The 11,952-nt window shown below is 57.0% G+C and carries 12 protein-coding genes; 10 read left to right on the top strand and 2 right to left on the bottom strand.

The features are described 5' to 3' along the window. The first annotated feature begins 73 nt into the window (after positions 1-73). The 10 genes from Q1A52_RS13300 (at position 74) to Q1A52_RS13345 (ending at position 10,250) form a co-directional block, all read left to right on the top strand. Entirely contained in the window at positions 74-544 is a 471-nt protein-coding gene (locus Q1A52_RS13300; protein WP_300016107.1) for an NUDIX hydrolase, read from the top strand. Positions 545-608: 64 nt separating this feature from the next. Beyond that, the gene (locus Q1A52_RS13305; protein ID WP_300016111.1) at positions 609-1,034 is read left to right on the top strand and encodes a DUF1178 family protein; all 426 of its coding nucleotides are present in this window, start codon (positions 609-611) and stop codon (positions 1,032-1,034) included. A 4-nt stretch (positions 1,035-1,038) separates the two neighbouring features. Beyond that, a complete protein-coding gene (locus Q1A52_RS13310; RefSeq protein ID WP_300016114.1) occupies positions 1,039-1,677 on the top strand; it encodes an SDR family NAD(P)-dependent oxidoreductase in 639 nt (212 codons plus the stop codon). 97 nt (positions 1,678-1,774) lie between these two features. Beyond that, a complete protein-coding gene (locus tag Q1A52_RS13315) occupies positions 1,775-3,013 on the top strand; it encodes an aspartate kinase (RefSeq protein WP_300016117.1) in 1,239 nt (412 codons plus the stop codon). A gap of 49 nt (positions 3,014-3,062) precedes the next feature. After that, positions 3,063-5,306 carry a phosphoenolpyruvate--protein phosphotransferase gene (ptsP, locus tag Q1A52_RS13320; RefSeq protein WP_300016120.1) on the top strand — a complete coding sequence of 748 codons (2,244 nt, stop codon included), beginning with the start codon at positions 3,063-3,065 and terminating at the stop codon, positions 5,304-5,306. Positions 5,307-5,737: 431 nt separating this feature from the next. Further along, positions 5,738-6,535: an FkbM family methyltransferase gene (locus Q1A52_RS13325; RefSeq protein ID WP_300016122.1), complete on the top strand. Its 798-nt coding sequence runs from the start codon at positions 5,738-5,740 to the stop codon at positions 6,533-6,535. Between the two features lie 72 nt (positions 6,536-6,607). Continuing rightward, on the top strand, positions 6,608-7,420 hold the full coding sequence (locus Q1A52_RS13330) for a sulfotransferase domain-containing protein (protein WP_300016124.1): 813 nt from the start codon (positions 6,608-6,610) through the stop codon (positions 7,418-7,420). After that, entirely contained in the window at positions 7,399-8,223 is an 825-nt protein-coding gene (locus Q1A52_RS13335) for a polysaccharide deacetylase family protein (RefSeq protein ID WP_300016126.1), read from the top strand. The genes Q1A52_RS13330 and Q1A52_RS13335 overlap by 22 nt, the downstream gene beginning before the upstream one ends. Further along, the gene (locus Q1A52_RS13340) at positions 8,220-9,080 is read left to right on the top strand and encodes a hypothetical protein (protein ID WP_300016128.1); all 861 of its coding nucleotides are present in this window, start codon (positions 8,220-8,222) and stop codon (positions 9,078-9,080) included. The genes Q1A52_RS13335 and Q1A52_RS13340 overlap by 4 nt, the downstream gene beginning before the upstream one ends. A gap of 216 nt (positions 9,081-9,296) precedes the next feature. Beyond that, positions 9,297-10,250: a hypothetical protein gene (locus Q1A52_RS13345; protein WP_300016129.1), complete on the top strand. Its 954-nt coding sequence runs from the start codon at positions 9,297-9,299 to the stop codon at positions 10,248-10,250. Positions 10,251-10,265: 15 nt separating this feature from the next. Here Q1A52_RS13345 and Q1A52_RS13350 read toward each other — a convergent pair whose 3' ends face one another. Both Q1A52_RS13350 and Q1A52_RS13355 read right to left on the bottom strand, forming a co-directional pair. After that, positions 10,266-11,012 (bottom strand): class I SAM-dependent methyltransferase, encoded by a 747-nt coding sequence (locus Q1A52_RS13350; RefSeq protein WP_300016131.1) that lies wholly within the window; start codon positions 11,010-11,012, stop codon positions 10,266-10,268. A gap of 100 nt (positions 11,013-11,112) precedes the next feature. Then, complete coding sequence (locus Q1A52_RS13355) at positions 11,113-11,934, bottom strand: glycosyltransferase domain-containing protein (RefSeq protein ID WP_300016133.1); 822 nt, start codon at positions 11,932-11,934, stop codon at positions 11,113-11,115. Between the last annotated feature and the right edge of the window lie 18 nt (positions 11,935-11,952).

Raw genomic sequence — 11,952 nt, forward strand, 5'->3', positions numbered from 1 at the left:
ATCCTCGGGCATATTTGAGGATATTCAGCGACGCATTCCGCGCCGGTTTTTCCAGAGTTCTTGTGATCTCACTATGATAAAACAACTGCCAATATCGCTGTCAGGCGCAGGCAAGCGGGACGTGCGGACGCAGTTTGCAGCATTGTGCTACCGGGTTCAGAAAGGCAAGATCCGCGTGCTGATGATCACCTCGCGCGGCTCGAAACGCTGGATCGTGCCAAAGGGGTGGCCCATGGATGGTCTCACCCCCGCAGGCTCCGCCGTGCAGGAGGCCTGGGAAGAGGCCGGTGTGCGCGGGGCATCCGACGGGCGCTGCCTGGGTATCTTTTCCTACAGCAAGGATGCGGAGGATCTGGGCGCGCTGCCCTGCCTTGCCATGGTCTATGCCGTGGAGGTCGAAACGCTGGCCGATGACTACCCCGAAGCCGGCCAGCGCGAGCGCGCGTGGATGTCGCGTAAGAAAGCGGCGCGCCTCGTGGACGAACCCGAACTGGCGCGCATTCTGCGCGACTTCGATCCACGTACCTCGGCCAGATCTTCTTGACGACAGGTGGTCTCTGCCCCATGTCATAAAGACTTGGTAACGGCTTTGGAGTATTCTGCGCGCCATGATTCAATATGCGCTGAAATGTGATCAGGGGCATGACTTCGACAGCTGGTTTCAGTCGGCGTCAGCCTTTGACAAGCTGCAGGCGGCAGGACATGTGGCCTGCGCCGTATGCGGATCGGAGACCGTAGACAAGGCGGTGATGGCCCCGCGTGTTGCGCTCTCGGCGGAAAGCGTGCCGGAAAAGCCTTTGCGCATGTCGAAGACGGAGCAGGAAAAGGCGCTGACCGAACTGCGACGCCATGTCGAAGATAACGCGGATTACGTCGGGCCGCGCTTTGCGGAAGAGGCGCGGTCGATGTACCTGGGCGCCACGCCGGAACGGGCGATCTATGGCGAGGCGAACGGTGCCGAGGCCAAAAAGCTGATAGAGGATGGTATCCCGGTCGCACCGCTGCCGTTTTTGCCCAACCGAAAGGCCAATTGAAGTCATGACCATTGTCATCACCGGTGCGAACCGCGGGATCGGCGCGGGGCTGGCTGCCGCCTATCGCACGCGCGGTGAGCAGGTGATCGGCACGGCGCGGGACGGAGACCACCCGCTGGAGGTCACTGATCCGGCAAGCCATGCAGCCCTTGCCGCCCGTCTGGACGGGCAAGCGGTCGACCTGTTGGTTTGCAACGCCGGTGTCTACCTGGACAAGGGGCAGATGCTCGAGGATGGCTACCCGCTCGAGCAATGGGCCCAGACCTTTGCCGTCAACGTGACCGGTGTCTTTTTGACCGTACAGTCGCTGCTGCCAAATCTGCGTCTGTCAAAGGCGGGGCGGATCGCGATCATCTCGTCGCAAATGGCATCGTCAGAGCGTGCGCCGGGCGGCAGCTACATCTACAGGTCCTCCAAGGCCGCCGCCCTGAACCTGGGGCGTAATCTGGCCAGTGACCTGATGCCCGAAGGGATTGCGGTGGGCATCTATCACCCGGGCTGGGTGCAGACCGACATGGGCACATCTGCAGCGGAAATCACCGTAGACGAAGCCGTGAACGGGTTGGTTGCCCGTTTCGATGCGCTTGACGTGACCCGCACCGGTGTCTTTGAAACCTGGGATGGCCGCCCCCACGCCTTCTGAAATCCCGCGACACGATTGCACGCAATGAGCCCCTGAACGGCTTGTGGTTCCCTGCGCCACAGCGTAAACCCGCCGCGATTAATGCAAGGGGCGCATCATGCCTGTTCTGGTGATGAAATTCGGTGGCACCTCCGTGGCCACGCTGGACCGTATCCGGCGCGCGGCCAAGCGCGTTGGCGTCGAAGTGGCCAAGGGCTACGATGTGATCGTCATCGTGTCGGCCATGTCGGGCAAGACCAATGAACTTGTGGGCTGGGTGAACGAGACATCGCCGCTCTATGATGCGCGCGAATATGATGCTGTGGTCTCCTCCGGCGAAAACGTGACCGCCGGGCTGATGGCGCTGACCCTGCAGGAAATGGACGTGCCCGCGCGCAGTTGGCAGGGTTGGCAGGTGCCTGTGAAAACCACCTCCGCCCATTCCGCCGCGCGGATCGAGGAAATTCCCCCGGACAATATCATGGCGAAGTTCGGCGAGGGCATGAAGGTTGCCGTTGTCGCCGGGTTTCAGGGGGTGAGCCCCGAGGGGCGGATCACCACGCTGGGACGGGGCGGGTCCGATACAACGGCTGTGGCCTTCGCTGCGGCTTTCGAAGCAGAGCGCTGTGACATTTATACGGATGTGGATGGTGTCTACACCACCGATCCGCGGGTCAGCCCAAAGGCACGCAAACTGGAAAAGATCGCCTTTGAGGAAATGCTCGAGCTCGCGTCGCTGGGGGCAAAGGTCCTGCAGACACGGTCTGTGGAACTCGCGATGCGCTACAAGGTGCGGCTGCGCGTGCTCAGCAGTTTTGAAGAACAATCGGATAACGCAGGGACGCTGGTCTGCGACGAGGAGGATATCATGGAAAGCAATGTGGTGGCGGGCGTGGCCTTTTCACGCGATGAAGCAAAGATGACCCTTGTCAGCGTGGCCGACCGCCCGGGCATCGCGGCCAGTATCTTTACGGCCCTGAGCGATGGCGGCGTGAACGTCGACATGATCGTTCAGAACATCTCCGAGGAAGGTCGCACGGATATGACCTGGTCCTGCCCGACCGATCAGGTCGCGCGGGCTGAAAAAGCCGTAGCGGACGCCAAAGCCGATGGTGTGATCAACTTTCACGAAGTCATCGCCGACACGGATGTGGCCAAGGTCTCTGTTGTGGGGATCGGCATGCGGTCCCACACCGGGGTTGCCGCGAAAATGTTTCAGGTGCTGAGTGCCGAAGGCATCAACATCAAGGTCATTACCACGTCGGAGATCAAGATTTCGGTGCTGATCGACAGGAAATACATGGAACTCGCCGTTCAGGCGCTGCATGATGCCTTCGAGCTGGAAAAAGCCGCCTGATCCGCGTTGACTGCGGACGGGTGCTCGAAGACGTGGGAGGATCGCACGCGTGGCAGAACGTCTGGAAACCGGATCGCGCAAGCTGCTGGGGCGGCTGCGCGATGCGATGGCGGGCGATGTCGAAGGACAGGCCCGGCTCGACAAGATCACCCATCTGATTGCCGACAGCATGGGGTGCGAGGTGTGCTCCATCTATCTCTTCCGCGATGAGGATACGCTGGAGCTCTGCGCCACGGAGGGGCTCAATCAGGACGCGGTGCATAAAACCCGCATGAAACTGGGCGAGGGCCTTGTGGGCCAGGTGGCGCGGCGCCGTCAGGTGGTGAATACGGCTGATGCGCCTCAGGCCCGGGGGTTCCGCTTTATGCCGGAAACCGGAGAGGAGGTGTTCTCCAGTTTCCTCGGCGTGCCGGTACAGCGGCTGGGGGAGGCGCTGGGCGTTCTGGTGGTGCAATCCAGAACGGCGCGCGAGTTTCTGGCGGATGAGGTCTATGCGCTGGAGGTCGTGGCCATGGTGCTGGCTGAGATGACCGAACTTGGCGCTTTCATCGGCGACAACGCGGCGATGTCCGCGCGCCACTCGCAACCGGCGATGTTCCGCGGAACCGTTGGGCAGGAGGGCGCGGCCGAAGGACATGTCTGGCTGCATGAACCGCGCGTGGTGGTGACCAACCCGATTGCGGACGATCCCGTGCGTGAGCTGGAGCGCCTGAAAGAAGCGGTCGAACAACTGCGTGTTGGTGTCGACAAAATGCTGGAGATCGCGGGCAGTCACGACAAGGATCAGCAGCAGGTGCTGGAAGCCTACCGGATGTTCGCCAACTCCAAAGGCTGGATGCGGCGGATGGAGGAAGATATCTCTAACGGCCTCTCCGCCGAAGCTGCGGTCGAGAAGGAACAGTCGCTGGCCCGCGCCCGCATGGGGCAGGTGACCGACAATTACCTGCGGGAACGTCTCAGCGATCTGGATGATCTCAGTAATCGTCTGCTGCGGATTTTGACCGGGCAGGGGGCGGATACGGGTGCGGAAATGCCCGCCGACCCGATCCTGATCGCGCGCAATATCGGGCCTGCGGAACTGCTGGAATATGGGCGCAGCCTCAAAGGCATCGTGCTCGAAGAAGGGTCAGTGGGCAGCCACGCGGCCATTGTCGCGCGCGCGCTGGCCATCCCGCTGGTGGTGCATGCCAACCGGGTCACGACTGAGGCGCTGAATGGCGATCACATCATGGTGGATGGGGAGCAGGGCGTCGTGCATCTGCGTCCTGACGACACCGTGGTCAGCGCCTTCCGCGACAAGATCGCGATGTTGGCCGCCGCGCAGGAGCGTTATGCCTCGATCCGCGACAAACCTGCCGAAACCAGGGATGGTGCGGTCCTGTCGCTGCACATGAACGCAGGCCTTATGGCGGATCTGCCGTCCCTGCCGAATTCTGGTGCCGAGGGTGTTGGGCTTTTCCGCACTGAACTGCAGTTTCTGGTGCGCAACCAGATGCCACGCCGCTCCGAGCTGGTCGCTCTTTACGCGCGGGTGCTGGACGCGGCGCAGGGCAAGCGGGTGATTTTTCGCACGCTCGACATCGGGTCGGACAAGGTTCTGCCCTACATGAAACCGAATGACGAGCCCAATCCTGCCCTGGGTTGGCGGGCCATTCGGGTGGGGCTGGACAAACCGGGCATCATGCGGATGCAGCTGCAGGCCCTGATCCGGGCGGCTGACGGGCGTCCGCTGACGGTGATGTTCCCCTTCGTTGCGCAATTCGAAGAGTACCGTGCCGCCCGCAGGCTGATGGAAAAGACGCTGGCTGCCGAGGAACGTCTCGGACATGTGCTGCCGGAAACCGTCGAGATCGGGGCCATGCTGGAAACACCCAGCCTCGCCTTTGCACCGGTGAAGTTTTTCGAGGAGGTGGATTTCCTCTCCATCGGTGGCAATGATTTGAAGCAGTTTTTCTTTGCGGCGGACCGCGAGAACGAACGCGTGCGCCGTCGCTATGACACGCTGAACGTCTCTTTCCTGAGCTTTCTTGAGGGCATCGTCGAACGCTGTGCCAAGACGGGCACACCGCTGTCGTTTTGCGGCGAGGACGCCGGACGCCCGGTTGAGGCCATGTGTCTTGCAGCGATTGGATTGCGCAGTCTTTCGATGCGCCCTGCCTCAATCGGTCCGGTGAAGAACCTGCTCCGCCGCAGCAATCTGGAAGAGGTTCGCAAGGTCATCGCGGACGCGCGCCACCGCGGTGAAATGTCGGTGCGTCCGGCCGTCATGGAGTGGCTGCGCACTCAAGGTTGATGCCGGGTCGTGCCCTCTTGTTTGCGAGAAGTTTTAGACAATCGGCTTGAGATAGATGAGGGTGAGCAGCGCGGCAGGGCTCTCCCTCATTCGGTATCGTCCGAACGCGCAAGTAAGGGGTGGATGGGATCGACAAATGCCTCACCAAACGATCAAGAAACCAACCGGTTTTTACATGGACAACTCGATTTTCCCGGACAGGCTGGACGCGACGCGCGAGCAGCCCTTGAAAGCACCCTAAGCCCTGTCACAGCCAGGACGAGGGCGGTTGGGGACGGGGCTCAGCTGTCATAGTGCCAGTAGCTGTCGTTAGGCGGATCAGCCGTTCCGGTCCCTTGACGCCAGCGCGCGCGGAGTGTCAGACAGTCGACATATGCATCTGGAAAACCAGTCATTTCGGTGCCTTGCAAAAGGATCATGGAACCGACATTATGACGTCGCGGTTACAGGGACTAAATCATCAGATGCGCAGAAAAATACGCCGGCTTCTGGGGTTGGACAAAGTAGAAGCCAACCAGAAAGCTGTCTCAAAACCCGGTTTGGTGACCGCAAATCCAGAATTTGTTGATGGGTTTCTGACTGGCCTGATTGCACACGAAGGTAAAATCGGTGTGCTGCAGTGCGGTGCGAATGATGGCGTTACGGTGGACCCGATCAACAGATTTCTGATCAGGAACAAGTCCCATGTAAAGGCCGTTCTGGTAGAACCCTTGCCGGATATTTTTGAGCAGCTGAAAGAGAACTACGCCGGGAACGAAAACGTTGCCTGCCTGAATGTAGCTCTGGGCCCGGAAGGGAAGCTTACTCTTTACCGCCTGAAAGCCGAGTATTCAGATCGGTATCGCGGCATCATCGCCTCTGGTATTACGTCCTTTGATCGAAATCACGTTCTTGAAAAGTCGATGAATCTTGTAGGTATTGATGAAATTCCACCAGAGGACCGTATTGAAGAGGTAGAGGTGGAATGTATGACAGTGTCACGTTTGATCGATGATCACGCGGATCGGCTAGGCGATCAACCATTCGTGCAGATCGATGCCGAGGGATTCGATGATCAGGTGGTTTATTCCGTCGATCTTGAACGGCACAGGCCGCTGGGCTTCGGTTACGAGTTCAATAAACTCTCAATCGAAAAGCTTGGCAAGCTCAGAGAACACCTGGCTCGCCATGGCTATTCGATCGTTACGTGGAGTAAGTCGGATGAACTGGCGTATCTCGTCAGGAGCTGATGATTTTCTAGAGCTCAAACTGCATCAAAGAACGCAGGGCAGTTTGGCTCGAATGCACCTTAGGAGAGCGCAATGAAAGTGGATATGTTCCATATCGGGCCTCAAAAGACCGCAACGACGTGGTTTTTCGATGCGATCCGCCATCACCCGGATGTTGCCGTTCCTCCCAAAGATTCAGTACATTACTTCGACATGCACTATCTGCGCGGAGAAGACTGGTATCATGGGCTGTTTCCCACTGGAAATTTCACACGATATCTTGACCCTACGCCCAGTCACATCAGGGACCATGATGCCGCAAAGCGTATTCATGCCTATAACCCTGATGCGCGCATAATCATCAGTGCGCGCCATCCTGTTGAACGGGCTTTTTCGCACTACTGGCACGAGAAAAAGAAATTGAAGATCGGCTTTTCGTTCGAAGAAGTCTTTGAGAACTACGATCTGTTTGACACTTGGGTTTTACCCGGAATGTATGCAGGTCACTACAGAAGATATGCAGAGCTGTTCGGCGAGGAGAATGTGTTTATCGGCTTTTTCGATGATGTTTCCGCGAACCCGCAAAAACTGATGGATGAAATCTGTGACTTTGTCGGGATTTCCAGATTTGAGCGCCCCGATCTGTTCGCGCGTCGCGTGAACGTCGCAGGGGAACGCAAGTCCCAGCGACGCAAAGCTGCGGATAAGATCATGATGCGTTACCGCCTGCTGCGATCTGTAATGAAACGCTATGACAGGGCCATGGGTCGCAAGACAATGGAGACCCTTGCCGACATTGATGACCGTTGTATTGCAAAGCTGTACGAAGTTTTTGAACCTGATATCTTGGATCTGGAACGTATCTCGGGGCGGGACTTGTCGGCGTGGCGAAGCAAGAGATGGTAGACGTGCCCGAGCGGGACGCGGTGGTCTATCTACATGACATCCGCGAAACCACTGACGGGCTGTCTGGTGCCAATCTGAGCAATGCAGATCTGCTTTCGGATGTGGAAACTTACCTTGAAGAAAGCGGCAAAAAAGTTCTTACGGCGGATGATGGTTACCGGTCCGTCCGGCTCCTTTTGCCGTTGCTTGAGCGGACCGGGGCACGACTGGTTTTGTTCCTCACAACGGGCTTTTTGGACCGCACGGTTTTTCCCTACGAGATTGTCGCGTCCAACATGGTGTCGACGTTGCCCCGCGTTCAAGTTTTTGGAGAAGAGTTTGACACCGGTAGCGATCCAGAGGCGCGGGAAGCAGCGTTCAAAAGAGTGCATAGGGCGCTGAAACCGCAGTCTTACAAACGGCGTGTTCGTTTGATCGACCGTTTGGCGGCTGAAAACAACACCACCAAAGAACAGTTCGTCAGTGATGTTTTCCTATCGTGGGACGAAGCCGCTGAGTTGGCCGGGCATTCGCAGATTGACATTGGGGCGCACTCCCACAGGCACCTGCATCTGCCGGATGTCGGGAAACGGACACAGCTTTACGAATTGCTGTTTCCGCGCCTACGGCTGGCCCGCAGGCTGAGAACGCCGGTCACGTCGATGGCTTATCCCTATGGTGGTGAAAACGCACGGGTGCAGAGATACGCGCGGGCCTGCGGCTACCGCAGCGCATTTGGGACATCGCCTGAAAGCGCAGGCCCCTATGCGCGACCACGGCAGACGTTAACGGACGCGCTGAACGAACTTTCCGGCCACCAATGAAACCCCGCTTTTTAGTCATAACACTGCACTCCGGCGAAAATGAGTTTGGCGCGTGCAAGGCATCTGTGGCGGCTCAGCAGGGAGTAGATGTCAGCCACGAGGTTATTGCCGGGCTGGACAATGAGGCGGCACATAAAGCGCTCTATCAGATGATCATGAGCAACGCGGATTCCTATGATCGTTTTCTGAAGCTGGACGCGGATATGGTTCTGAACCGGCCAACGGCTCTTCAGGAAGTGAACCGGGTTTTTGAGAACAATCCTGGTGTCGACCATGTGGTATCGATGGTTCAGGATCACTACACAAACCGCGCAATTTACGGGGTACACGGTTTTAGCCCGCGCGTCCGATGGGAATTGGAAAAACACGACCAGCTGTTTGTTGATCCTGATCCGCAATACGAAGGAACGATGTTGCGGGATCCCGAGGGCTTGGCAATTTATGTTGATCACGCCCCTGATCCTGACAGGTATCAGGCTTTCCATTTCGGGTTTCACCGGACCCTTAAGCTGATGCAGATGATCAAAAACAAGCAGTCCGCAAGGCATATCCAGTACCAGTTGGGTATTTTGAAAGATGCTGAGACCTACTACGAAAAAGATGGGCCAGAGACCCTGGGGATGACCGTTCTTGCCGCCGATTTGGTTCGCCGGGGGGAGTTGACTGCAAAAACCGGGGACAAGAACAACGCTCAGGTCGAAGCAGCTTTCCGGAAGATAGAAAACCTGTCCGATGATCAAGTGCGCAAAAGGGTGCGTATGGGGAAGCCAGCGAGGATGTTGGCCTATTGGTGGTTGCTGCTCAGGATACGTCGGAAAGTGGAACGGGCAGAACGTCAAATTGCGCGGAACAGATAGGATCGCGGGGCCTCAAGGGGGCAGACATGTCTGGATGACCGGATGACCTGCCCCCGCGCCGCAAGTCTGCCAAAAGCGCTCTTTATGTCGGATGTCTTTCATCTATAAGGGGATACCAACGCCACAGCGCGTGAGGTCACCAGGTTTACGAGCCTGGATTTGTGCCAGGAGTCCGGCATCGCCAGCCCATTCAACTGAAATAAAGAAAACTGACTTATGAAAAAGCAGACAACGATCCGGTTTGTTGTACACCGCAAGAGGATCAACTTCGGCAGTGCTGAGTTGCGGGTCGTGCAGCTTATCAGGATACTTGAACAACAACTGGGCTCACGGGTCAGGATCGAAATTGAAAAACTGCCTCGCCGTCGCGGCCTGGGCCAGGAACTTTGGGCCCTGAGGCAAAAACCGGGCGATGTAATCGTATTTGCAAAGATCTCGCTGCCGGAACTGCGGAGTCGCGTGCTGGATATCCTGAGATACCGTGGTGCTCTCACCTGTCTCGATTACGTGGACTCCGATCTGAGACTGGTCACGAAGCGACGGGCTGATGTGCATATCGCGGCATCAGAGAGCGCTCTGCGGAAGATGCGGGATCTGATCAGCCAAGCGGAAGCTTCAGGCGCGCCAGTGTCCGGCCAGCCCTTCCTCCTGCATCACAATACGGATGCACGCCTTGCGGGTCTTAAGGTCCGTCCGTCTGACAGTCTGAACGCCGTTTACTTCGGGGATATCCGAAACACGATCATTTCAGCTTCTATCGCTAAGCGCATATCTGTTCTGAACATTGATCGTGCCGATCAGATCGAAGATGCAAGTAAAACTCTGCCTGACTACAACTTGCACTATTGCGTGCGCAGGATGGTTGAAGAAGAACCCGGCGACATCGTGGCCAAGCCTTTTACCAAAGGGTTTATTGCAGCCCAGATGGGGGCGCCTGTTTTAATCAACAAGGACGTTGATGATGCTGTCGAACTACTGGGGAATGACTACCCCTTCCTGATTGCGGATAACTCTGAAACGGCCATTCTGGACGGTCTTGATCTGGCCGAGGATGCATATGGAGGCCCTGCCTGGCAAGAAGCACTGAGCCGAATGGCGCAGATGCGACAGGTGTTTAGCCATGAAGCGATTGCGCGTCAGTTCGGGGACATTCTGGATTATCTGACCTGACCCTTGGCCGGTGGTTCAGGAGCGTGCAATCAATGGGTCGAGCGGCGAATAGGGCACACGTGCTTTCGGGTGGCGCTGAAGAAAATCCCTGACGGTTATCAGATTCAGCAATGTATGACGGTCCCGCTCCAGATTTTCGTATCCCGACACGGATCCGGAATAACATATCTGTCTGCCCGGGCGCACAAAACCCACGCCCCAGTCGACATCCACGACATACATTTCAAGGTTCGGACTTTCGACACGGTGCCGCGCATATCCCTCCCAGCTTGTGCCGTTCCAAGATGGAAAAGTGCCGTTCACCTCGTATTCCTCACGGGCATGGAAAGCCGTCGGAGGGTTCAGGTCGTGCAACAGAATAACGCCGCCGGGGTTGAGTGCTGCAAGTGCGCCATTGATATCGCGGTATACCTGCTCGCCGGTGTGCAGCCCGTCAATGAAGATAATGTCGAACGTATCCGCAGTCGTCTTGAAATACTCATCTGACGTGCAGCAATGGTCTGCTTCGGCGGTCGGGTCGGGATCAACGGATGTTCGAAACTCTGCAAGAATATTCTCGTGCATGTCCGACTTGTTCCGTGTGCCAATCTCGAGATAGTGCCTGTAGCCATAGACTGTGACCAGATGGTTCACCAGCGCGATCCGGTTGGCTTCGCATTTTCCATGCGCAAAGCCATATATACCGTGTGTGCCCATCAGGGTCCGATAGCCAACGAAGCGGCTCGCTTTGCTGCGCAGCTTTCTTAGTTTTTTGCTTTTCATGCGACGTCCTTTAATGGCTGAATTTCCTGCCTGCAATTCAAAGATATCTGCACGTGCCACTATACAACAAAGGCAGGTATCGGTTGCATGTTGCTGCAGACTACGGCAGCCCGTGGCTTTCCTTCATCTTGAGGATGTTCCGCAAAATTCTGTTTTTGCGACGCTTGTAGAGTATTCTCGCAAAGGACAGGGCCCGCGGCTTGTCGACTGTATTGGATCGAATGTCGCGCGCGCGCTGATCGTCACGAATAACCGGCCAGTCGGCCACCTCTGTCATTGGAAAATCCAACCGCGTCCATTTCTGCCGGCCGATGTGTTCAGCGAGATTCAGTGTCAATTGATCACGCCTGCAATAGCGCAGGAACAACTCAAACCAAAGGGCATTCAGTTCATCTGTTTTTACGTCACCGGCCATCTGAATCATGATGGTGTTCTGTGTCAGATCAGGCATGTGGGGCAGGTCCACAGACTGAAATGTTCGGTGTAGCAGTCGCCAGGTCTCCTCGTTGAAAAGTCCGACCTGGTAGCAGGTGTCCAGCTCGTCTCGAACGAATTGTCTGGTCTGATGCCGGAAAAGGTAGCGTCCGGGTGTCGGCGGGGCCGCGAGTTGTTGGGAAATTCTGTCTATGATTTCAGCGGGTGAGGAAACAAGCGAAGCCCGATTGTCCACGTAAATTGACCAAGTGTACTCCGGAAAAAAAAGGTGCGGCATCAGTTTTGCCCGCCGCGATTCATGCAGCGGTCCGAGGGCATCAGAGCGCTGATGCAATAGCCTGATGCCATCGGGAACACTGAGATCCCGGCGATCCGTGACCAATACGCGATCATACTCTTCGCCGGTTCCCAGAGACGTTGGGTTGAAGGGTTCGGGCTCACCAAAAAAACAACCATAAACAACGATTTGGTTTTTCTTGGTTGTCATATGCACAACCCTTTTGAA

It is taken from the genome of uncultured Roseobacter sp. (genome assembly GCF_947488185.1).
Taxonomy (GTDB): Bacteria; Pseudomonadota; Alphaproteobacteria; order Rhodobacterales; family Rhodobacteraceae; genus Roseobacter.